General features: G+C 66.6%; 12 protein-coding genes. 8 read left to right on the top strand and 4 right to left on the bottom strand.

Annotated elements, in window-relative coordinates; all coding sequences use genetic code 11:
* Positions 1 to 133: 133 nt before the first annotated feature.
* Positions 134 to 1,393, bottom strand: coding sequence for an MFS transporter (locus Q0L25_RS04490; protein WP_296611932.1), 1,260 nt, complete (start codon positions 1,391 to 1,393; stop codon positions 134 to 136).
* Between the two features lie 213 nt (positions 1,394 to 1,606).
* On the opposite strand from Q0L25_RS04490, the gene Q0L25_RS04485 reads away from it, so the two are divergent.
* Together Q0L25_RS04485 and Q0L25_RS04480 are read left to right on the top strand one after the other, a co-directional pair.
* Positions 1,607 to 2,656 (top strand): LacI family DNA-binding transcriptional regulator, encoded by a 1,050-nt coding sequence (locus Q0L25_RS04485; RefSeq protein ID WP_296611931.1) that lies wholly within the window; start codon positions 1,607 to 1,609, stop codon positions 2,654 to 2,656.
* Between the two features lie 376 nt (positions 2,657 to 3,032).
* Positions 3,033 to 5,300: a transferrin receptor-like dimerization domain-containing protein gene (locus tag Q0L25_RS04480; RefSeq protein WP_296611929.1), complete on the top strand. Its 2,268-nt coding sequence runs from the start codon at positions 3,033 to 3,035 to the stop codon at positions 5,298 to 5,300.
* 30 nt (positions 5,301 to 5,330) lie between these two features.
* On the opposite strand, the gene Q0L25_RS04475 is transcribed toward Q0L25_RS04480, so the two are convergent.
* Entirely contained in the window at positions 5,331 to 6,074 is a 744-nt protein-coding gene (locus Q0L25_RS04475) for a potassium channel family protein (protein ID WP_296611928.1), read from the bottom strand.
* A gap of 172 nt (positions 6,075 to 6,246) precedes the next feature.
* Here Q0L25_RS04475 and Q0L25_RS04470 point away from each other — a divergent pair, with 172 nt between their 5' ends.
* The 4 genes from Q0L25_RS04470 (at position 6,247) to Q0L25_RS04455 (ending at position 19,215) form a co-directional block, all read left to right on the top strand.
* Positions 6,247 to 7,365, top strand: a complete 1,119-nt coding sequence (locus Q0L25_RS04470) for a CaiB/BaiF CoA-transferase family protein (protein ID WP_296611926.1) — start codon at positions 6,247 to 6,249, stop codon at positions 7,363 to 7,365.
* Positions 7,366 to 7,433: 68 nt separating this feature from the next.
* Entirely contained in the window at positions 7,434 to 9,146 is a 1,713-nt protein-coding gene (locus Q0L25_RS04465; protein ID WP_296611925.1) for a chloride channel protein, read from the top strand.
* Entirely contained in the window at positions 9,143 to 10,207 is a 1,065-nt protein-coding gene (locus tag Q0L25_RS04460; protein WP_296611923.1) for a trypsin-like peptidase domain-containing protein, read from the top strand. Before Q0L25_RS04465 ends, Q0L25_RS04460 begins: the two co-directional genes overlap by 4 nt.
* Positions 10,208 to 10,728: 521 nt before the next feature.
* Positions 10,729 to 19,215, top strand: a complete 8,487-nt coding sequence (locus tag Q0L25_RS04455) for a hypothetical protein (RefSeq protein ID WP_296611922.1) — start codon at positions 10,729 to 10,731, stop codon at positions 19,213 to 19,215.
* Positions 19,216 to 19,324: 109 nt separating this feature from the next.
* Here the strand turns inward: Q0L25_RS04455 and Q0L25_RS04450 are convergent, their stop codons facing one another.
* Positions 19,325 to 20,551: a sugar MFS transporter gene (locus Q0L25_RS04450; protein WP_296611920.1), complete on the bottom strand. Its 1,227-nt coding sequence runs from the start codon at positions 20,549 to 20,551 to the stop codon at positions 19,325 to 19,327.
* Between the two features lie 143 nt (positions 20,552 to 20,694).
* Between Q0L25_RS04450 and Q0L25_RS04445 the strand changes: the two genes are divergently transcribed.
* The gene (locus Q0L25_RS04445; RefSeq protein WP_296611918.1) at positions 20,695 to 22,821 is read left to right on the top strand and encodes a glycosyl hydrolase family 65 protein; all 2,127 of its coding nucleotides are present in this window, start codon (positions 20,695 to 20,697) and stop codon (positions 22,819 to 22,821) included.
* A gap of 2 nt (positions 22,822 to 22,823) precedes the next feature.
* Positions 22,824 to 23,492, top strand: coding sequence for a beta-phosphoglucomutase (gene pgmB / locus Q0L25_RS04440; RefSeq protein ID WP_296611917.1), 669 nt, complete (start codon positions 22,824 to 22,826; stop codon positions 23,490 to 23,492).
* Here the strand turns inward: pgmB and Q0L25_RS04435 are convergent.
* Entirely contained in the window at positions 23,483 to 24,475 is a 993-nt protein-coding gene (locus Q0L25_RS04435; RefSeq protein WP_296611915.1) for a LacI family DNA-binding transcriptional regulator, read from the bottom strand. The genes pgmB and Q0L25_RS04435 overlap by 10 nt on opposite strands.
* Positions 24,476 to 24,650 lie beyond the last annotated feature (175 nt).

The raw sequence follows: 24,650 nt of genomic DNA, 5'->3' as shown, positions 1-24,650 counted from the left end.
TTGCTTACCCCATGCAGGTAAGCGCGCAACCGCTAAAAACTTCGTTTCGAACCAAGTCGTTCCGGGCCCCGACGAGTGCCCGGTGAGGAGGCGGATCGGGTGCCGCAGCTGTTACGGCTTGCTGAAACAGGCTCTAACGCCGTCCTCGCACGCCGAGCATCGCCAACCCGGCGCACAGCACAAGCACCGCCAGCATCGCCATCACCACGGTGAAATCGCGCGGCGATGCCAGCCACCAGGTCAACAACGGGCCGAGCAACGACGGCAAAGTGTTGGTCAGGTTGAACAGGCCGAGATCGCGCCCGCGATGCCGTGGATCGGGCAGCAATTGCATCGAAAAGGCGACCTGAAGCGGCAGGAACACGCTATAGCCGATCGTGTAGCAGGCGAAGCCGAGCGCTCCCGCGGTCCAGCTATGCGCCGCCGCCATGCCGGCGAGACCGATCGCGGTGACGATGGCGGCGGCGATCAGGAACGGCTTGCGGCGGTCGAGCCGGTCGGACAGCCGTCCGAACAGCAAGGCGATCGGCAAGGGCGCGATGAAGGAGAAAGTGAGCAGGTTGCCGACGCGCGCCGCGAGGTCGTCCCGGGGGGCATCGGGGACGATGCTTTCGAAATAATAGAGCAGATAGAGCTGCAGCACGCACCCCGCGATCTGGAACAGCAACCGCGCGCACCATGACGCGGCCAGGTCATGGCGGCGCATCGCCACGGCGGCGCGTGGCGGATCGACGATCGGCAGTGGCCGCGCGGGGCTCAGGATCAGTGGGATCAGGCAGAGAGCGGCGATCGCGACGACGATCATCAGCCGGCCCGTTTCACCCAGCGCGGGAATGCCGACGACCAGGGCAAGCACGCCGGACGCCACCGGATAGCCGAGCGACAACAGCCCGCCGGTCGTGCCTTTCTGCGAATCGGGAATCTCGTCCGCCATCACCGCGACCAGCGGCGCCAGGACGGCGTTGAGCGCGACTTGAAAGACCACGATCGCGGCGATGATCGTCGCGGGGCCGTGTGCGACGGCGATCGCTCCATAGGCGGCGACGGTCGCGATCAGGCCGCCCACCATCCAGCCCCGCCGGCCGCCGCCGTGCGCCATCGAACGATCGCTCAGCCAGCCGAACAGGATGTTGGAGGTGCTCGCCGCGATCGCCCCGGCAATCACGGTCGCGGTCAGCAAATTGACTCGCGATTCGCCGGCCAGTGCCTCGACCTTGATCGCCAGCAACAAGGTGAGCAGCGGCAGATAGCCGATCACCCCGCCGGCATTGGCCAGCGCATAGATCAGCAGGAACCCGGTCGAGCGCCGTTCGGCCGCCGCGCCGCCGGTCGTGTCGCGTCGCTGGTCGACTGGCGGGGCAAGGATGTCGGGCATGCGCTGGCCCGCCATCATGTACGCGCGGGCAAGGCTCGGCAACGGGAGATCGGCGGGACGGACCGCGGCTTTTTGAATGGGCCCGTGTGGCGTCTGATTCCGGACTTCCTGCTCCTTCGATATGGAGCTACCCAAGGTTCATGCCGCGCAGCCCACTCCCGACCGACGAGCCGTCGCGCAAACCGACGCCGGGTCCGCCGGCTTCCGCGATGGTCAGGCGCTGAGCGTTCGATGGCGCGGCGCAGGCAGAGCGTTACGATCAAGCACGTCGCCGCCGATGCCGGCGTGTCGCTGCAGACGGTTAGCCGGGTCATCAACAACGAACCCAATGTCCGGCGCGAGATGATCGAGCGCGTCCGGCGGTCGATCGACAAGCTCGGCTACGTCCCGTCGATCGCCGCGCAGCGGATGGGCGGGTCGCGATCCTATCTGATCCTGGCGCTCAACGATCGCGAACGCACGATCGAGGGTTGGCGATCGCGTGAGGGCAGCGACTGGGTCGACCAGATGCTGCTCGGCGGCATGCTCACCTGCGCGCAGCACGGTTACCGCCTGATCGTCGAACTGATCGACACGCATAGCGACCATATCGAGCGCGAATTGCTGGCGGCGATCGCGGCGCTGCAGCCCGATGGCGTCATCCTGACTCCGCCGCATTCGGAAAATCCGCTGATCATCGACCTGTTGGTCGCCCACGGGATCAGCTTCGCGCGGATCGGGTCGCTGCGGCCGGGCCCCGGCTTCGCGCTGACGATGGACGACGAGCGCGCCGCGCGGCTCGCGACCGAGCATCTCATCCAGTTGGGGCACCAACGGATCGGCTTCATCGCCGGTCCGCCGGACTATGAAGTGAGCGGCTGGCGCGTCGACGGCTGGCGCGCGGCGATGACGGCGGCGGGCTTGCCCACCGACGGCCTGCTCGCCGCCGGGGATTTCACTTATGCGTCGGGCAAGACCGCCGCGGCCCAATTGCTCGACCGGCCGCAGGCGCCGACCGCGATCGTCGCGAGCAACGACCAGATGGCGCTGGCGGCGCTTGAAACCGGCCGCGACCGCGGCCTGTCTGTGCCGCACGACCTGTCGCTGATCAGTTTCGACGATACGCCGATCGTCCGCTTCACCCATCCCCCGCTGACGGCTGTGGTCCAACGGATCGCCGAGGTGACATCGCGCGCGGTCGAATTGATCATCGCCGACCGCACCGGAAAGCACGTGTCCGCCGACCCCGTCGTGGTGCCGGCCGAACTCGTCATCCGCGGGTCGACTGCCGCACCGGCGTGATCGCGGTACTGTTGCCTCCTCCCTTTCGCTCGGGAGGGTCTATCGAAACGGCGCGGACGGTCGGGTTGCACCCTGTGCAAATTTTAGCCCTCTCCCGCGTGCGGGAGAGGGTTTGGGTGAGGGTCTTCTTTCTTCTTCCAAGCATTTGCCGAGACAGAAGAAGAAAGAAGACCCTCACCCTCCCACCGCTGCGCGGCGGGCCCCTCCCTCTCCCGCGCGCGGGAGAGGGGCAGACTCCGGACAACCGCGTGCCGGTGGGAAGCTCCGGCCGAAGGACGACCGACGCTTTTTCGCACGGAAAGACTGGTTTGCTTCAACGACATCGTTACGGTGCCACGGATTCGGACAGGGCAACCAGCAGCAAAAGGGGCGCGCGATGGCGAAGGACCAGTATCGGGGTCGGTCGGGGGCGCGTCGCGTCCGGATGAGCGGCAGGTCGGCCCTTGCCGCGATGGCGATCGCACTGGTGGCTGTTCAACCGCTCGGCGCGCAGACCGTCGGCACCGCCGCGACCGAAAAGGCGTTCGACGCCCAGATCAGCAGCGCCGACCAGCTTGCCTGGCTCAAGGAGATGGCGTCGGCGCCCAACCATGTCGGCAGCCCGCACGACAAGGCCAATGCCGAGATGGAACTCGCGCTGTTCAAGCAATGGGGCTGGGACGCGCATATCGAGACCTTCAAGGTGCTCTACCCGACGCCGATCTCGACCACGCTCGAGCTGCTTGGTCCGGAACGCGTCACGCTGGGCGGGCAGGAGCCGCAGCTCGGTCCCGACAAGCTCGACGGCGCGCTGCCGCCGTATGTCGCCTATCAGGGCGATGGCGACGTCACCGCGCCCGTGGTCTACGTCAATTACGGCATGCCCGACGATTATGACGCGCTCGCGCGGCGCGGGATCAGCGTCAAGGGCAAGATCGTCATCGCGCGCTATGGCGGCGGCTGGCGCGGATTGAAGCCCAAGCTGGCGCAGGAACATGGCGCGGTCGGCTGCCTGATCTATTCGGACCCGGGCGACGACGGCTATGCCCGCGGCGACGTCTATCCCAAGGGCGGTGCGCGGCCCGAAGGAGGCGTGCAGCGCGGATCGGTGATGGACATGACCACCTATCCGGGCGACCCGCTGACGCCCGGGATCGGTGCGACCGACAATGCCAAGCGCCTGACCCGCGCCGAGGCCAAGACGATCCTCAAGATCCCGGCGCTGCCGATCTCCTACGGCGACGCGGTCAAGATCCTCGCCGGGCTCGAGGGTCCGGTAGCCACCGGCAGGGATCGCGGCGGGTTGCCGATCCCCTATCATTGGGGCGGGTCCGATGCGGTCAAGGTGCATCTGGCGGTCAAGTCGGACTGGTCGCTCAAGACGCTCTACGACGTCATCGCGGTGATGAAGGGCAGCACGCGCCCCGACGAATGGATCGTGCGCGGCAATCATCGCGACGGCTGGGTGTTCGGTGCCGACGATCCGCTGTCGGGCCAGGTCGCCTTGATGTCGGAAGCCAAGGCGCTCGGCGCGCTGGCGAAGACCGGCTGGCGGCCCGACCGCACGCTCGTCTATGCCAGCTGGGACGGCGAGGAGCCCGGCCTGCTCGGCTCGACCGAATGGGCCGAGACGCATGCCGACGAACTGCAAGCCAAGGCCGTGCTCTACATCAACACCGACGACACCTCGCGCGGCTTCCTGGGCGCCGAGGGCAGCCATACGCTCCAGCATTTCGTCAACTCGATCGCGCGCGACGTGCCCGATCCGCAGACCGGGGTCAGCGTCTATGACCGGCTGCGCGCGAGCATTCGCGCCGGCGCCTATTCGGGCAGCGGCCGCGACGCCGGGTCCGGCGCGCTCGAGGCGGCCAAGGCTGGCGGCGACATCCCGATCGGCGCGCTCGGCTCGGGCTCGGACTATAGCGCGTTCATCGCGCATCTCGGCATCCCCTCGGTCAATCTCGGCTTCGGCGGAGAGGGCGCGGGCGGCGGCTCGTATCATTCGGCCTATGACACTTATTATCACGTCACCAATTTCGACGATCCCGGGCTGGTCTATGGCGCAACCCTGTCCAAGTTCGTCGGGCGGATGGTGCTGCGCGCCGCCGCCGCGCCGCGCGTGCCGGTGCGCTATAGTGATATGGCCGCGACCGTCGCGCGCTATGTCGGCGAAGTGAAGAGACTCGCCGCCGATCAGCGCGAGCAGGACCGTGCACTCAAGGACCTTGGTCGTGACGACGTGTTCAAGCTGACCTCCAACCCGGTGGACCCGATGGCTGCGCCGGAGGATAAAGGCGTGACCCCGCTGCTCGACATGCTCGCGCTGGAGGATGCATCCGACCATCTGACCCGCGCGTCGCGCGCGGTCGACGCCGCATTCGATCGTGCCGCGCCCGACAAGGTCGCCAGGGCAATGGCGATGCTCAAGGGCGTCGACCAATTGCTGCTCGACAAGGACGGCCTGCCCGGCCGGCCCTGGTATCGCAATCTGATCTACGCGCCGGGCACGCTGACCGGCTATGGCGCCAAGACCTTGCCGGGTATTCGCGAAGGGATCGAGCAACGCCGTTTCGACGACGCGAAGGCCTATGTCGCGAAGACCGCGGCGGCGCTCAATCGTTATGCCGATCTGCTCGACGCGGCGGTCAAGCTCTTGAAGGGCTGATTTCCCGTCGCTTTGGATTTCCGAAGATCGTCAGGACGGATTGGTCTCCGCGTCGACCTCCCGGCTCGGCTGCTGCCGTTCGTGTGCCAGATGCAATGCGACGAGTCGCGCGAGCAGGGTCGCGGGGAAGAGCTGGCCGAACACCGCTTCGAGCGTCGCCAGGCTGCGCGCCAGCGGGTGGAGCGGGGTGATGTCGCCGAAACCGACTGTCGTGATCGTGCTCAGGCTGAAATAGGTGAAGGCGGCGGTCGGCGCCTCGCCCGGCTGAATCACGATGTGGAACGCGCCCGGCGCGACTTGTTCGATTGCGGTATAGGCGATGCCGAACAAGGCGGCGACGTTCAGGTAGAGCAGGATCGCGCCGCGCACGCGATGGACCGTCACCCGAACGGAGGAAAAGACGTGGCGCGCGACCAGCGCGGTGATGGCGGCGTTGAACGCGAACGCGATCAAAGCGACCAGTTCATGTTGTGCCGCGACGTCGAGGTGCAGGTCGGCGCCCAGTCGTTGCGACACCGACGGCCCCATCGCCAGCAACGCCAGGGCGGCGATCACCACGCCTTGTACGACGCGGCGCCGCGTCAGCGCGGCGACGCTGATGGCGGCGAACGAAAAATGGCAGAGATCGAGCAGGATTCGGCCGCCGGTCGACCGCGCGCCGAACGGGATAACCGCGAACAATGTCACGCCCTGAAGGACGAGCAGGGCGGTCAGCGCGGTATCGACGCGATGCTGGCGAATGGAGGTGAAGGCGGTCTGGACAATATTCGGCATTGCCGCTTCTTCGGAGGGCCGTCGCCGATTGGCAATGTCGGCTGCGACGAGGTGTGGCCGGTCGACATGCCGTTGCGGTCGACCGGGTCTACCCTGCGGCGACGGCGCATCGCGCGGACGTCACGCACGGGATAGCAGTGACATCGCCGCGATCAGGCGCCAAGGAAGCCGAATGACCAAACCCGCTCCACTCGCCGGCCTCAAGGTACTCGAACTCGCGCGTATCCTGGCGGGCCCCTGGGCCGGTCAGGTGCTGGCCGATCTCGGCGCCGAGGTGATCAAGGTCGAAAGCCCGGCAGGCGACGACACGCGGACCTGGGGCCCGCCCTTCGTCACCAATCCGGACGGCACCCGCGACGCGGCTTATTACCATTCGTGCAACCGCGGCAAATCGTCGGTGGTGATCGACTTCACCACGAACGAGGGGCAGGCAGAAGTGCGGCGGCTCGCCGCCGAAAGCGATGTGCTGATCGAGAATTTCAAGGTCGGCGGGCTCGTCAAATACGGTCTCGATTATGCCAGCCTGTCGGCGATCAACCCGCGGCTGATCTATTGCTCGATCACCGGCTTCGGGCAGGACGGGCCTTACGCGCCGCGCCCCGGCTATGATTTCATCATCCAGGGAATGAGCGGGATGATGGACCTGACCGGCGATCCCGACGGCGCGCCGCAAAAGATCGGCGTGGCGATGGCCGACATCGCCACTGGCCTCTATTCGGTAATCGGCATCCAGGCGGCGCTGATCCAGCGCGAGAAGACCGGGCGCGGCCAGCATATCGACATGGCGCTGCTCGATACGATGACCGGCGTCCTCGCCAATCAGGCCGCGAATTACTTCGCCAGCGGTGTGACGCCGCCGCGCGTCGGCAACGCACATCTCAACGTCTCGCCCTACGCGGTCTTCCCGACCAGCGACGGCTGGTTCATCCTGGCGGTGGGCAATGACGGCCAGTTCCAGCGCTTTTGCGGCGTGGTCGGGATCGAGCCGGAGGAGCGCTGGGCGACCAATGCCGGACGGATCGAGCATCGCGCGCCCTTGTTCGCGGCGATCGAGGCGGCGACGCGTCGTTTCACGCGCGACGATCTGCTGGCGAAGCTCGAAGCGGTCGGTGTGCCGGTCGGGCCGATCAATACTGTCGAGCAAGCGCTCAACGACCCCCAGGTCCGGGCGCGCGGCATGGTGGTGGCGGGCGAGCGAATCGACGGCTTGCGGACGCCGATCCGTTTCTCCGATGCCGATCTCGCCCTCGGCCGGCCCGCGCCTCGCCTTGGGGAGATGCGCGGCGAGTGACAACAAAGTCCTAGGCGACTAGGCGCATTTCGATGGCGTCCCTCCCCGCCTTTCGACCCGCAGGTCTGTTGATCGGATTGCGCCGCCGCTTCCGTACAAGTGAAGCGGCGCTGATCCTGCTCGCCCTCGGCATCGGCCTCACGGCGGGCCTGCTGACCCTGGTCCAGAGCGGGATCGCGCATTTCATGCAGTCGCTCTTCTACGGCGTATCGGGCGACGAGCGGTTGAGCGCGCAAACCGCGATCGAGCCGCTCCGCCTGCTCGCGCTTCCGCTCGGCGGATTGTTGCTGGCCGGGCTCGGCCGCTTGCTGCGCCGGGGGCGCGCGCCGGTCGACGTGGTCGAGGCCAATGCGCTGCATGGCGGCGTGATTCCGATGCGCGACAGCCTGACCGTCGCTGCCCAGACCTTGTTGTCGAACGGCATGGGCGCGTCGGTCGGGCTCGAGGCGGCCTATGCCCAGATGGGCGGCGGAGTCGCGTCGGTGGTCGGGCAATGGCTCAGGCTGCGGCGCGCGGACCTTCGTGTCCTGGTCGGGGCGGGCGCCGGCGCGGCGGTGGGTGCGGCCTTCGGCGCACCGTTGACCGGCGCCTTCTATGCTTTCGAGATCGTGCTTGGCGCCTACACGCCCGCGGCGATCGCGCCGGTCGCGGTGGCGGCACTGGCCGCGGTGGTGACGATGCGCGTCTCGGGCGTGCCGGCCTATCTGATCGTCCTGCCCGCCGCGGAGGCGATCGGCACCTGGGACTATTTCCTGTTCGCTTCGCTGGGGCTGGTTTGCGCGATCGTCGGGATCGTGCTGATGCGCGCGGTGACCTTGGTCGAAATCGCCACGCGACGCTTGCCGATCCCCGACATCTACCGACCGGTGTTCGGCGGATTGTTACTGATCCCGATCGCCGCTTTGTCGCCCCAGGCCTTGTCGGCCGGGCACGGCGCCTTGCATCTCGATCTGACGATGAAGGTCGGGCTCGCCTTTCTGGCGACGATCTTCGTACTTAAGGTCGCGGCCTCTGCGATCTCCTTGGGATTCGGATTTCGTGGCGGACTGTTCTTCGCGTCGCTCTTCCTGGGTTCGCTGGTCGGTCAGCTGTTCGCCGGGCTGGTCAATCTGATCCCGGGCGCGGCCCATGTCAGCGCCAACGATGCTGCATTGGTCGGCATGGCGGCGATGGCGGTCGCGGTGGTCGGCGGCCCGATGACGATGTCGTTGCTGGTACTCGAATCGACTCATGATTTCGCGCTCACGGCGGTTACGATCACCGCGTCGCTCTGTGCCAGTACCCTGGTGCGCGAGACGTTCGGCTTCTCCTTCTCGACCTGGCGCCTGCACACGCGTGGCGAGACGATCCGCAGCGCCCGCGATATCGGCTGGATCAAGTCGCTGACCGCAGGCAGGATGATGCGGCGCGGCATTCCCGAGATCGAGGGGAGCACGACGATCGCCGAATTCCGCCGGCGTTTCCCGTTGGGCTCGATCACCCAGGTCGTGGCACTCGGCCCGACGGGTGCCTATGCGGGGTTGATCCCGACCGTCGCCGCGCACGCTCCGGGACTGGCCGAGGACGCCCCGGTGACCGAGGCGGCGATCCTGACCGACTTCACGCTGTCGCCCGACCAGGATGCGGCGGAGATCATGCGTGCCTTCGAGGAGCGCGAGGCCAACGAATTCGTCGTTACCGATGCCGATGGCACGGTGCTGGGCGTGGTCAGCGAACGCTATGTGCGGCGGCGCTACACCGATGAGATCGAAAAGGCGCAGCGCGAGTTGTTCGGCGAATGACTGCAGCTCCGCCCGCAACGTCGTTCAGGAAACTGGCGATCACTGCTTCGGTCGTTCTCGTGCTGATCGTGGTCGGCATAGTGACCGGCGCCCAGCTCTGGCGTCCCATGGCGACGGTCGAGCGCCATGTGGTGGCGCCGATCCAGCGGGTCACCAATCGCTCCTCACCATCCGAAATGTTGCCTGATCTGGTCGATGCCGCTTGCCCGGCAGTGGTCAGGATCGGCCTTGGCGTGCCGCCTGCCTCGACCGCCAAGCCGGATCCGCTGGCATCGCGCGGACTCGGCGGCATCGTCGTTTCGTCCGACGGCTTTATCGTCACCAGCGGCAGGATGCTGGCCGGCCGCGACACGCTGCCGGTCCAATTCAACGACGGAAGCGAGCTGGATGCCAAGGTCGTGGCGAACGATCCGCTGTCGGGACTCGCCCTGCTCAAGGTCGACGGACGGAATTTCACGACCTTGCAATTCGCGGACTCCGATCTGCCACGGACCGGCGCGTGGGGGTTCAGCCTGACCTCGCCGGCCGGAAGCGGATGCGCAGTCCAGACCGGGGTGATCGCGCAGGACTTCGCCGCCGGCGGAGAGGCATTGCGATCGTCGGTATCGGTCGACCCCACGCCCAGCGGAAATGTCGAGGGCGTGCCCTTCATCGGCAGCGATGGCCGCGTGCTCGGCCTGCCCGCCTTCCCGGATGACGACAGCGCCGGCGACCTAAGCGTACTGATTCCCGGCGACGTCGCCGCCCGGATCGTCAGCGAGATGTTGCGCAGCGGCGCGCCACCGGCGGCGCCGTTCGGGATCGTGGCCGAGGATCTGGGGCCCGTACTGGCCAAGCGGCTCGGTGCCGATCGCCAGCGCGGCGCGGTGGTGGTGATGGTCAAGCCCGGATCGCCTGCCGATACCGCGGGTCTGAAGGCGGGCGACGTCGTGCTGACCGCGGACGAATCGCCAATCTCGGGCGCCTCCGAACTCGGACGGGCGCTCGACCCGACCGCCACGTCGGTCGACCTCGAGATTGTCAGGCATGGCGAGCACCAGGAACTGACCTTGAAGGCCTGACCGGACGGCGCCGTCTCGGCCGGCGGCATCGGCCAGACTCGGCACCCGGGAAGATAAAAAGGGGGCCAGCTGACGAGGCTTTGGCGCCGGCCGCGATCCATCCGATCGAGTCCCCGCCCCAGGATTTTTTGCGACTCTGACGGCGCCGCATCAGCGTCGCTCGATCTGTCAAGGCACATCGCCCCCATTTTGGGGCAAACGCTGCGATGATTTCTGCCAAAATCAATGTCTTATGAAGAATTTTAGGCCAAAATAGCGCCAGAGTCTCCGCGACAGATAAGTGTAAATCGCGTCGTATTTAACCAATAGATATACTCGATCCTGAAGTATCAGACCCGCATGAACGGACGATTCAAGTAATCGTGCGGCGCTGAAGCCGTGCGCGCTAAGTCCGCGTAACAGAGGGGAATAACATGACACGCACGCCGTATTCGTCTGGCAGTCTTCCTTTCGACTCCAAAGTGTCATCCTCGATAGCCTCGCGCCGTAGAAGTCTTCGCTCGCAAGCGAGCCGGCTGTCCTTGCGCTCGACCGTCGCCGCCGCGACCGTTGTCGGTCTCGGTCTCCTCGCGCCGACTCACGCCTGGGCGCAATGCGTCGTCGGTGGCGTCACGGTCACGTGCGCCGATACCTCGACGACCGACACGACTTATTCGACCAATCCGCCGAACGATCGCCACTATACCGGTCCGATCGCGACCCCGATCATCGTCAACGTCAACAGTGGCGCGACGGTGAGCGGCAACGGCATCGCGGTGACCAATACGGCTGCCGGCGGCATTACCGTCAACAACGGCGGTACGATCAGCGTCGACGCCGGCAATACGCCGACGGCCGGCGGCACCGCGGCTTTGTCGCTGACCGCCTTGGGCGGTCCGATCGTCTATACCGGCGGGGACATCATCAATAACGGCAACGGCAATGCGTTCGACGCCGTGCAGAATGGCGGCGTGGGTTCGGTCAGCATCACTGCCGGCAACATCTTTGCCGCGACCGGCGAAGGCATCACCGTTCGCGACGTTGCCACCAGCACCGGAATCGACATTACCACCAATGGCACCGTCACCGCGCTGACGGCGGGCAAGGACGGTATCGATGCGCAAAGCCAGTCGCTGACGGGCAACGTCACGATCGTCGCCAATGGCGACATCAACGCAGGCAATGCCGGCATCGTCGACGCGATCCTCAACGCTGGTGCTACCGGCAATGTCGACGTGACCGCGAATGGCGCGATCACCGCGCGGTTCGGCGTCGATGCCGAGAATTTCGGGGCTGGAAACACGACTGTCACGACGGTCGGTCCGGTCAATGTGACGACCGGCAACGGCATCTTCGCCCGGACCGGGGGCGGCAACGTCACGATCAATGCCGGCGACGTGACCGCCACCGGCAACACCGCGATCGTCGGACGTCAGACCAACGCGGCCGGCGCGGGCATCGTCGACATCACCGCCGGCAATGTCTCTGGCACGACCGGTATCGAGGCGACCAACTCGGGCACCGGTGCGATCAGCGTGACCGCCAACGGCACGGTGACCGGCACATCGGCCGAAGGCATCAACGCCAACGGCAATGGCGCAGTCACGATCTCCGTCGCCGACGCGGTGACCGGTGCGACTCGCGGCCTGAACCTGGTCGGCGGCACCGGTGGGTCAGGCGACATCTCGGTCACCGGTACGGGCGGGTTCTTCGGCGGCTCGGACGACGCGGCGCATATCCAGAACAACGGTTCGGGCACGGTCACCGTCAATATCTCGGGCGCCAGCGGCTCGACCGGCGGCGAGGGCATCGTCGTGCGCGACACCGCGGCGGGCGGCAATATCAGCGTCACCACCGGTGCGGTGACGGCGCTGACTGCGGGCAAGGACGGCATCGATGTCCAGGCACAGTCACTGACCGGCAACACGACGATTGTCGCCAATGGCGACATCAACGCAGGCAATGCCGGCATTGTCGGCGCGATTCTCAATGCTGGTGCCACCGGCAATGTCGACGTAACCGCGAACGGTGCGATCAACGCCCGGTTCGGTGTCGATGCGGAGAACTTCGGTTCGGGCAATACCAGCGTTACTACGGTCGGCCCGGTCAATGTGACGACCGGCAACGGCATCTTCGCCCGGACCGGGGGCGGCAACGTCACGATCAATGCCGGCGACGTGACCGCCACCGGCAACACCGCGATCATCGGGCGTCAGACCAACGCGGCCGGCGCAGGCATCGTCGACATCACCGCCGGCAATGTCTCGGGCACGACCGGTATCGAGGCGACCAATTCGGGCACCGGCGCCGTCAATGTAACCGCCAACGGGACCGTTACCGGCACCTCCGCAGAGGGCATCAACGCCAACGGCAATGGCGCAGTCACGATCTCCGTCGCCGACACGGTCACCGGCGCGACGCGCGGTCTGAATCTGGTCGGCGGCACCGGTGGCACGGGCAATATCAGCGTGACCGGCACCGGTGGCTTCTTCGGCGGCACCGGCGACGGCGCCCATATCCAGAACAACGGATCGGGCACGGTCACGGTCAACATCTCCGGCGCCAGCGGCTCGACCGGCGGCGAGGGCATCGTCGTGCGTGACACCGCGGCGGGCGGGAACATCAGCGTCACCACGGGCGCGGTCACCGCGCTGACTGCCGGCATGGACGGCATCGACACCCAAAGCCAATCGCTGACTGCCAACGTCACCGAGGTCGCCAATGGCGACATCAATGCTGGCAACGCAGGCATGGTCGCGGCGATCTTCCCAGGTGCCGCGACCGGCAATATCGACGTGACGGCGAACGGCGCGATCAATGCGCGATTCGGCGTGGATGCCGAGAATTTCGGCACCGGTTCGACCAGCGTCACCACAGTAGGCCCGGTCAATGCGACCAGCGGCAACGGCATCTACGCCTCGACCAATGGCGGCAATGTCACGGTCAATGCCGGCGACGTCACCTCGACTGGCAATACGGCGATCATCGGCCGGCAGAATAACGCTGCCGGCGCAGGCGTGATCGACGTCACCGGCGGCAACGTCTCGGGCACGACGGGTATCGACGTCGCCAATTTGGGCACCGGCGCGACCAACGTCACCGCCAACGGTACCGTCACCGGTACCTCGGCCGAAGGCATCAAGGCGACAGGCAACAACGCGGTGACCGTGACGGTTGCCGATACGGTGACGGGTGCGACGCGCGGCCTTAGCCTGGTTGGCGGCACCGGCGGCACCGGCAACATCTCGGTGACTGGCGCCGGCGGCTTCTTCGGCGGCACCGGCGATGCGGCCAACATCCTCAACAACGGATCGGGTACGGTCACCGTCAACATCTCGGGCGCGAGCGGCTCGACCGGCGGCAACGGGATCATCGTTCGCGACACCGCCTTGGGTGGCGACATCAGCGTCACGACCGGCGCGGTGACCGCGCTGACCGCCGGTTTCAACGGCATCGACACGCAGAGCCAGTCGCTGACAGCCAACGTCACCGAGGTCGCCAATGGCGACATCAACGCGGGTAACGCCGGCATGGTCGCGGCGATCTTCCCGGCCGGCGCCACCGGCAACATCGACGTGACCGCGAACGGCGCGATCAATGCGCGGTTCGGGGTGGACGCCGAGAATTTCGGCACCGGCAACACTAGCGTCACGACAGTCGGTCCGGTCAACGCGACCAGCGGCAACGGTATTTACGCCTCGACCAACGGCGGCAATGTCACTGTCAATGCCGGCGACGTCACGTCCACCGGCAACACCGCGATCATCGGGCGTCAGAACAACGCGGCTGGCGCGGGCATCGTCGACATCACCGCCGGCAACGTCTCCGGCACGACCGGCATCGAGGCGACCAACTCGGGCACCGGCGCGATCAGCGTCACCGCCAACGGCACGGTGACGGGCACCTCCGCAGAGGGCATCAACGCGAACGGCAATGGTGCGGTGACGATCTCCATCGCCGACGCGGTGACCGGCGCGACGCGCGGCCTGAACCTGGTCGGCGGCACCGGCGGCTCAGGCGACATATCGGTCACCGGCACCGGCGGGTTCTTCGGCGGCTCGGGTGACGGCGCCCATATCCAGAACAACGGCTCGGGCACGGTCACGGTCAACATTTCGGGCCCAAGCGGCTCGACCGGTGGCGAAGGCATTGTCGTCCGTGACACCGCGGCCGGCGGCAATATCAGCGTCACCACCGGCGCGGTCACCGCCCTGACCGCCGGTATGGACGGTATCGACGTCCAAAGCCAGTCGCTGACCGGGAACGTGACGATCGTCGCCAACGGCGATGTCGCTGCAGGTAACGCCGGCATCGTCGGCGCGATCTTCCCGGCCGGCGCCACGGGCAACATCGACGTGACCGCGAACGGCGCGATCAATGCGCGGTTCGGCGTCGATGCCGAGAACTTCGGAACCGGTTCGACCAGCGTCACCACGGTGGGTCCGGTCAACGTCACCACCGGCAATGGCGTCTACGCTTCCAGTCGCGGCGGCAACGTCACGGTCAATTCCGGCGACGTCACCTCGACCGGTAATATCGCGATCATCGCTCAACAGCTCAATGCAGCTGGCGCGGGCAATGTCGGCGTAACCGGCGGCAACGTCTCCGGCACGACCGGCATCGTCGCGACGAACCTCGGTACCGGCACGGTGGGCGTCACCGCGAATGGCACGGTGACCGGGACGTCGGCGGAAGGTATCCTGGCGACAGGCAATGACGCGGTAAGCGTGAGCGTCGCCGACGCCGTAACCGGTGCGACCAACGGCCTGACTCTGATCGGCGGCACCGGCGGCGCGGGCAACATCTCCGTCACCGGCACTGGCGGCTTCTTCGGCGGCACCGGCGACGGCGCCAACATTCAGAATAACGGCTCGGGTACGGTTACCTTCAACATCTCGGGTGCTAGCGGCTCGACGGGCGGCAACGGCATCGTGGTGCGCGACACCGCGGCGGGCGGCGATATCAGCGTCACCACTGGCGCGGTGAGTGCGCTCGCGGCAGGCATGAACGGCATCGACGTTCGCTCCCAGTCGCTGACCGCCAATGTGACCGAGGTCGCCAATGGCGACATCAACGCGGGCAATGCCGGCATGGTGGCTGCGATCTTCCCCGCAGCGGCAACGGGCAATATCGATGTCACCGCGAACGGTGCGATCAACGCAGCGTTCGGCGTGGACGCCGAGAATTTCGGCACGGGCAACACCAATGTCACGACCGTCGGGACGGTCAACGCGACCAACGGCACCGGCATCTACGCGCAAACCAACGGCGGCAATGTTTCGGTCAACGCCGGCGACGTGTTTGCGATCGGGGGCTTCGGGATCCGCGCGCAGCAAATCAGCCTTGGGGCGGGGTCGATCGATGTGACCGCAGGAAATGTCTCGGGCGCGCGGGGCATCTATGCCGTCAATTCCGGCACCGGAACAGTGAATGTTACCACCAGCGGAACGGTCACCGGAATCGCCGCCGAAGGAATCTACGCGAGGGGTGGCGATGCGGTGACCATCTCCGCCGCGAACACCGTCACCGGTGCTACCAATGGTCTGCTCCTGATCGGCGGCAGCGGCGGCGCCGGCAACATCTCGGTCACCGGCACCGGATTCTTCGGCGGCAGCGGCGACGGCGCCAACATCCTGAACAATGGCGCGGGCACGGTCACCGTCAACATCTCGGGTGCGAGCGGGTCGACCGGCGGCAATGGCATCATCGTGCGCGACACGGCGGCCGGCGGCGACATCAATGTCACGACTGGCGCGGTAACCGCGCTTGCGGCAGGCATGAACGGCATCGACGTTCGGAGCCTTTCGAATAGCGCCAATCTTGCCATCGTCGCCAATGGCGATGTCGATGCGGGCAACGCCGGCATCGTCGCCGGCATGCTTTCCGGTACGGCGACCGGCAATGTCGACGTGACGACGAACGGCGCGGTCAACGGCCGTTTCGGTATCGATGCGGAGAATTTCGGAGCCGGCAATGTCGATGTGACGGCGGCCGGACCGGTCACCGCGTCGACCGGCAACGGCATCTTCGCGCTGACCCAGGGCGGCAATATCTCGGTCGCTGCGGGCGACGTCACGTCCACCGGTAATATCGCCATCGTCGGGCAGCAAACGAACGCTGCCGGCGCGGGCAATATCGCCCTGACCGGCGGTAACGTCTCGGGCACCGTCGGCGTTGCGGCGATCAACAGCGGCACCGGCACAACCAGCGTGACCACGACCGGCCTGGTGACCGGCACCGCCGCCGAAGGCATTCTCGCGATCGGCAACGATGCGGTGACGGTCAACGTCGCCGACGCCGTGACCGGCGCCACCAGCGGTCTGACTCTGGTCGGCGGTACCGGTGGCGCGGGCGATATCCTGGTCACCGGCACCGGCGGCTTCCATGGCCTCGCGGGCAACGGCGCCTCCATCCAGAACAACGGATCGGGCACGGTCACCGTGAACAATACGGGGGCGACCACCGCCACCGGCGGCGCTGGCATCCTGGTCCGCGACACGGTCGCGGGCGGCGATATCAATGTCATCACCGGCGCGGTCACCTCGACCGATCAGAACGGTATCGACGTGATTGGGGTTTCGGCGACCGGCAATATCGCCGTGGTGACGAACGGCGACGTCAATGGCGGCAATGCCGGTATCGTCGCGGCGCTGGTCGGCGGCACGACGGGTAATGTCGACGTCACCACCAACGCGGCCGTCAACGGCATCTTTGGCATCGATGCCGAGAATTATGGTACCGGCAACGTCAATGTGACCGCGGTCGGCCCGGTCACCGGCACCACCGGCTATGGCATCGTCGGCATAACCCTGGGCGGCAATCTCAACGTGAACGCCGCCAACGTGTCCTCGACCGGCGCCGCGGCGGTCCTGGCCGAGCAGGTCATGGCGGGCGGTGCGGGCAATGTCGGCGTGACCGTCGGCAACGCCTCCGGTACGTCGGGCGTCATTGCCCAGACCAACGGGACCGGCGCCGTCTCCGTCAACGTCCTGGGCGATCTGACGGCGACCGACGGCAACGGATTGACCGCGCTGAACTTCAATCCGGCGGCCAATGCCGGGACGATCGACGTATCGCTCGGCGCGGGCGGCACGATCGACGCGACCAATGGGGCCGGCATCTATACCGACAGCGGCCTGTCGACCGGCATGACGACGGTCACGGTCGCGGGTGAGATCACCGCGGGCACGCCTGGTTATGCCGGGGTCTATGGCACGTCCACCACGGGCGGCATCACCGTCAACGTAACCGGAACCGGTGTGATCGATCCCGATTACGGCATCGACCTCAGCACCGTCGACGGCCCGCTGGTGGTCAACAATGCCGGCCTCATTGCGGGCGATATCGATGGCGTCAGGCTGGTGGCGACCGGCACCGGAAGCGCCAATATCAGCAATTCGGGGACGATCTCCGGCGGCACCAATGCCGTGCTGATCAGCGTGAACAACACGCCGTCGACCCTGTTCAACAGCGGGACGCTGAACGGCGCGGTCAACGTCTTCGGATCGACCGTCGCCACTTCGAACTGGATCAACGGCCCGACGGGGATCGCCAATCTGGGATCGGGCTCGTCGAGCTATTCGGGCAATCTGGCCAATGGCGGCAACGTCAACCTGGGCGCCGGTGGCACGCTGACGATCCTGGGCAACACCCAGAATGCGGGCCGCGTCACCTTCGCCGGGGCGGGGACGTTCACGACGGTTGGTTCGATGGCCAATACCGGCATCATCAATGCCCGCAACAACCTGACCAGCAATGTCGTCACGGTCGGCGGCAATTATTCGGGCGGCGGTCAGTTCTGGGCCGACTACAGTACCAATACCGCGACCGCAGACCGCCTGAACATCGGCGGCTCGGCCACGGGCAACACCAACGTGACGATGAACCTGGTCGGCACGCGGTCGTTCGTGGCGGGCGGCTTCCTGCCGGTCGTGACGGTGGCCGGGGCTGCCCCTGCCAATGCCTTCACCTCGAGCACCGTGTTCCCGACGACGGGCTTCATCCTCGACAGCTTCGGGCAGAACCCGTCGAACGCCCATCAATTCGGCCTGATCCAGGCGGTCAATCCGACGGCGGCGGGGCTGGGCAACCTGAGCTATATGGCCGAATCGGCGTCTGGCCTGCTCGACGATCCGATCAGCCCGTTCGTGACCAACCGGACCGATGCCGGCGGCACGCGGTTCAGCCTGTGGATGCGCGGCAGCGGCGGCCACAGCAAGCAGACGATCACCTCCACGCTGACCGGCGGCGGGCTGACCTACGCTTCGACCAGCCGCTTCCGCACCAGCCAGCATGCGGCCCAGATCGGCGCCGACGTCTCGTTCGGCGGCATCGGCGGCGGCTGGAAATTCAATGTCGGCGTGATGGGCGGCTGGTACGGCGCCTCGGCGCCGCTCGCGGGCGGCGAGCGGATCAAGGTCGAGACGCCGTTCATCGGCGGCTATGCGGTGGTCGGCAACGGAGCCTTCGAACTCGAAGGCAATGTCCGCAAGGAATGGCGCCACTATACGGTCGCCATGCCGTCGCTGTTCGGCACGGTCGGCACGAAACGGCTGCGCGGCGACGCGACGGCGGGATCGGTCCGCGCCTCGTACCGGTTCGGCGGCAAGACCGGCTTCGCCGCGACGCCGTTCGCCCAGTATAATTATGGCGACACGAATATCGATCCGCTCGTCGTCGATGCCTTCAGCGTGTGGACGCCGGGCAACGATACGACCCAGATCGGCCAGGCCGGCCTGCGCCTGTCCTATCGCGGCGGATCGGAAGCGACGGCGACGTTCGAGCCGTTCATCAGCGCGGCGCGGATGGAGAATTGGTCGCGCAAGGATAGCTCGAGCTTCGCGTTCGGAACGCCGGTCACGGCCTTCTCGCTCCAGACCAACACCTGGAAGAGCGCGATGCGCTATTCGGCGGGTATCCTCGCCAATGCGCACGGCAGCCGGGTCTCGGGCTTCGTGGTCGGCAATATCGACGACGACTCGCGGCTGCGCAGCTTCACGATCAACGCCGGGTTGCGCTTCAACTTCTAATCGGTGGGGCGTCGGCCGCGCCGTGTCTTCGGACACGGCGCGGCCGAAACCACTTTGAATTGGATATTGGATACAATCATACAAATGACGTTTTGATCGTGAAATCCGCCTATCGCGCCGCTTTCCGCCGCACCATGGTCGAGGCCACCGCCAGCGCGGCGATCGGGACCAGCAGGACGTAGAAAGCGATCGTCCCCTGGAACATCGCGAAGATATGCCCGACGACGAACGATCCGGTCGTCCCGCCAAGCGCCGAGAACACCACGATCAGCCCGACCATCGCCGGCTGCTCGCGCGGCGCCATCGACGACAGGATCGCCGAATTGAGTGCGGGGTAGATCGGCGCCATCATCAGGCCGATCGCCGGGAACAGGAAGGCGGCGACCGGCGCGCCGGCCCAGCTCGTCACCTGGCCGTGATGCGCGGCGGCGAGCGGCAGCACCGCGACGATCAGCACCGCCATGCCGATCAGGCATCCTAGGACGAGCGGAAACCAACCGGTGCGCCGCACGACCACGCCGGCGCCCAGCCGCCCCGCCGCGAGGCACACCGCGAAGATCGACGCTGCCTGCACGCTCATCGGCGCCGATAGCCCGAGCAATTCGCGGTTGAAGGTCGGCAGCCAGGACCCGATGCCCTGTTCGACCAGCACGTAGCAGAAGATCGCGGCGATGAAGCTGAGGCTGAGCGGCCGCCAGGCGAGGGCGACCATCTCGGCAAATTTCTGACCGGCACCCTGGGGCGCCGCCGCGGGCTCGTCGACCGCGCTTTCGTCATAGGGCGTGACGGCGAGCAGGACCAAGGCGATGAGGCTGACCGCGGCCAGCACATAATAGACGTTCAGCCATTGCCGGCTGCCCGGATCGGCCGGGTCGATGAACGCGGCGAAGATCCAATAGCCGCTGAGCACGCCGAGCATGAACACGCCCTCGATCACATTGAGCAACGAAGCATGGCGCGCGCTGTCTTCGGTCAACAGCCCGACGAAGCTGTAGACCGACACTTTGGTCACGCCGAACGCGACGCCGACCGCGAGGAATAGCAGGCGCGTGGTCCAGAAACCGGGCAGCAACGGCATCGCCAGGCAGGCGACAGCAACCAGAGCGAGTGCCGCGATCATCGCGCGCCGCAGCCCGAAGCGCGGCAATTGCGCCGCCAGCAGGAAGCTGGTCGCCGCGATCGACAGATCCTTGAATCCCTCGAGCGAGCTCGCCGCCACTTTGGTCACGTGAAACGATTCGATCGACTGCAGGATCACGGTACCGACGCTGTTCAGCAGCACCGCGAACACGGCATAGGTCAATGCCAGTGCGACGATCATCCTGGTCCTGTTCATGCGCCTCCCCTGCCGGGATGCCCGGCTTATTGTCTTGACCATCTCCTATTATGAAATGCATATCATTGGCAATCCGGCGATTGGTCGCCGCATCGGAGAGGAAGTGCGTGGGGCGATCATTACCCGAAGCGTCTTTTGCTGACGTGCGATTTGCGCGCGACGCGTGGCGCCTCGTCGCGGAGGGCGATTCCGCCCGATTGCACCATGTTCCCGCGCTGTTTTCGATCGGCAACGGCTTCATCGGCATTCGCGGCCCGGGCGAGGCGGCGGAAGCGCCCAAAGTCTATCTCAACGGCGTCTATGAGCGCGTGCCGATCGCCTATCACGAGGCCGCCCACGGCTATGCCCGTGAAAGCGATCTGCGCCTGGCCGTGTCCGATGCGACCCGGCCCGCGATCCGGATCGGCGGTTTGCCCCTTGGCGCGCCGGAGAGCGTCGAGCTCGACCTTGCCCGGGGCGTGCGGACGGAGAGCTTCGCGGCGGGCGCGGCCGATATCGCGATCGAGCAATTCGTCTCGATGAACGATACCGCATTGGTGATGACACGGGTCAGCTTTGCCGCGGGCGCCGACGTGCCCGTGTCGCCGGCCGTGACGCCGCCGCCGGGAAGCGGCGATCGCGCAGCGGATGTCGCCAACCAGGGCGTCTACGATCCGCGCATTGCGCCGGTCATGGCGACCAGCCCCTGGGTCGATCCGCAGATCCATGACGAGGCCGGTACCGCCATGCGCAGCGACCGTCTGCGTACGAGTGGATTCGTGGTGACGTGCGCGATGCGCGAGATCGGACGTCGGACCGTCGATGGCCGGGTACAGGTCGATTTCGCCTCCGGCTATCACGCCGCGACCGACGGGCAGGGCGTCGAGGCGATCACCGCCCTACTGCGTGCCGCGGTCGAGCGAGGCTATGACGCCCTGCTGGCCGACCAGGTCGCGTGGTTCGCGGATTTCTGGGCGGCGAGTAACGTCGCCTTCCCAGGCCAGCCCAAGGCCGAACTCGCGATCCGCTTCGCCTTGGCCGAGTTGGCGATGGCGGTCGGGCGCGACGGCAAGACGTCGATCGGCGCCAAGGGGCAGACCGGCGAAGGCTATGAAGGCCATGTCTTCTGGGACGCCGATCTCTACGTCATGCCGGTCTTCGCCTTCACCCGGCCGGAGATCGCGCGGGCAATGCTCGCGTGGCGAATTTCGAAGCTCGACGCCGCGCGCGACAATGCGCGGGCGATGGGGCACGAACAGGGCGCGCTCTATCCGTGGCGGACGATCGGCGGGCACGAATGTTCGTCCTATTTCCCCGCCGGCTCCGCGCAATATCATATCAACGCCGACATCGCTTATGCGCTGGAGACGTATCTGGCGGCGACCGGCGACCGTTCGCTGCTCGATGCCGGCGGCGCGGCGATGCTGGTCGAGACGGCGCGCATCTGGCTCTCGATCGGGTTCCACGATGCGGCGCGCGGCGGCGCCTTCGTCATCAACCGCGTGACCGGACCCGACGAATATTCGGCAATCGTCGACAACAATCTCTACACCAACATGATGGCGGCGCGGCATTTGCGGTTCGCCGCGCGCGAAGGGCTTGCGGCGTCGCTGATCGACGATGCGGAGGCCACACGCATGGTTCGTGCCGCGGACCGGATGCTGCTGGCGGTCGACGACGAGCGGCAGGTCTATGCGCAGGACGACAGCTATTTCCAGCTCGACCCCTGGCCGTTCGACGCGACGCCGCCCGCGGCCTATCCGCTGCTGCTCCACTTCCATCCGCTGATCATCTACCGCCATCGCGTATCGAAACAGGCCGATGCGGTGCTCGCCTTGGCGCTGATGCCCGAGGCGTTCGACCCGGCGATGCGGCGGCGGATGCTCGATACGTACGAAGCGACCACCGTCCATGATTCGACCTTGTCGGCGAGCGCATTCGCGACGGCGGCGGCGCATGCCGGCGACGGTGCCCGGGCGGCGCATTACTGGCGGGTCGCTACGCTGACCGACCTCAACGATCTGTTCGGCAACGCCGATCACGGTCTGCACATGGCGGCGCTGGCGGGGAGCTGGACCACGCTGGCGATGGGCTTTGCCGGCATGCGGGTCGAGGGCGACACTTTGTGCTTCGATCCTGTCGAGATACCCGGCCTGTCCGACTATCGCTTCACCGTGACCTTTCGCGGCGCGCAGGTCGACGTCGCGGTGTCGGGCCGCGCCGCCAGCGTGTCGGTGCGTGGCGATCGTGCGGTCGCGATCCGTGTCGCCGGCCAAACGGTCGCGGCCTGACCATGGCGTTTCGCGCGGCGATCTTCGACCTGGACGGGGTGCTGGTCGACAGCGCCCGGCTGCATTTCGTCGCCTGGAAACGGATCGCGGACGAGCTGGGCATCGCGTTCGACGAGCATGACAATGAGGCGCTCAAGGGCGTCGACCGCATGGGATCGCTCGACCATATCCTGGCGCTGGGCGGCATGTCGCTCGATCTCCCCGCCAGAGAGGAACTGGCGGCGCGCAAGAACGGCTATTATCTCGATGCGCTGGAGACGATGAGCGATGCCGACATCCTGCCGGGTGCGACAGCCTTATTGGCATGTGCGCGCGCCGCCGGGCTGTCGCTGGGGGTCGCCTCGGCCAGCCGGAACGCGGTGATGGTGCTGGAGCGGGCCGGCTTGTCGAACTCGATCGATTTCGTCGCGGACGCCGCCAGGGTCGCGCGGTCGAAGCCCGCGCCGGACATCTTCCTGGCCTGCGCGGCCGGGCTGGGCGTAGTGCCCACCGCGTGCGTCGGGTTCGAGGATGCCGCGGCCGGGGTAGCTGCGATCAAGGCGGCGGAAATGGTCGCGATCGGGATCGGCGACGCCGCTATCCTGGCCGAGGCCGATCTGGTGTTCGCGTCGACCGCCGCGGTCGATCTCGACCGGGTGCTGAGGCTGGCGCCTGCTCCGTCTCAGGTCTGACGAACGATCAGCCGGGTCGGGAGCACGCTCGATTTCGGCTTGCCGCCGTCAAGGATCTGCATCAGCTTTTCGACCAGGATCGCGCCAGCCAGATGGGTTTCCTGCTCGATCGTGGTGAGCGCCGGAGTGAAGTCGGCCGCGGGCGGAATGTTGTTGTAGCCGCACAGCGAATAATCGGCGGGCGCTTCGAGCCCGAACTCGCGGAAGGCAGCGATGATCGCGATCGCCGCCGTGTCCGAGAAGGCGAAGACCGCATCGGGTGGCGGATTGTCGCGCAGCCACGCCAGCGTCTGCTGATAGGCGGGCGCATAGGCCATGTGCTCGACCTCGAGATGCTCGACCGTCACCTCGGGGTGCTTGGCGGCCACGGCGCGAAGGCCGTCGAACCGCATCCGGATCTCGGCATGCGCGATATTGCCGACGAACAGCCAGCGCTTGGCGCCGCGCTTGACGAACAGTTCGCCGGCCAATTGTCCGCCCAGTCGATTGTCGCTGCCGACCGAGCAATAGGGCTCCGAAGGATCGACGCCGCCCCAGACCACGAACGGCGCCCCGGCCCGTGCCAGCTCGCGCAGCATCGGGCCGCGCACGCCTTGGCCGAGGAAAATGAAGCCGTCGGCGACGCGCGAACTGATCAGGTCGAGATGGCTCTGGACGTCGGTGAGATTGGACGGCGAGAGCAACAGATCCTGGTTGCGCACCGACAGGGCTTCGGACACGCCGGCGAGCAATTCGAAAATAAAGGGGTCGGCGATCCGCCCGGCGCGGTGCGAGCCGAAATCGAGCACGACGGCGACCGTGTCGTTGCGCGCCTGGCGTAATTTCTGCGCGTTGCGGTTGATCGCATAGCCATGTTCGCGCGCCACGCGCAGGACGCGCTCGCGCGTCTCCTCATTGACCAGCGGGCTGTTGTTGAGCACCCGCGACACGGTCGGCTTCGACACATTGGCCAGACGGGCGATATCCCCCATGTTCAGATCCATCGCGCGTCGACGCAAAGCCAGCTCCTCAATCAGCGGGTTGCCGGACGACCATTGAAACTGGTTTCCGACGATCCTCGACGATGCACCGCCCCCGCTCTGCGCGGTCAAAATAGGCTGGTCGCGTTCCCCTATGCAACAAGCCGTTTGCGCGATGACCGCACAAAGCGTTCCGAGC

Source organism: Sphingomonas sp. (genome assembly GCF_024508665.1).
Taxonomy (GTDB): domain Bacteria; phylum Pseudomonadota; class Alphaproteobacteria; order Sphingomonadales; family Sphingomonadaceae; genus Sphingomonas.
This window is presented reverse-complemented; position numbering and strand designations above follow the sequence as displayed.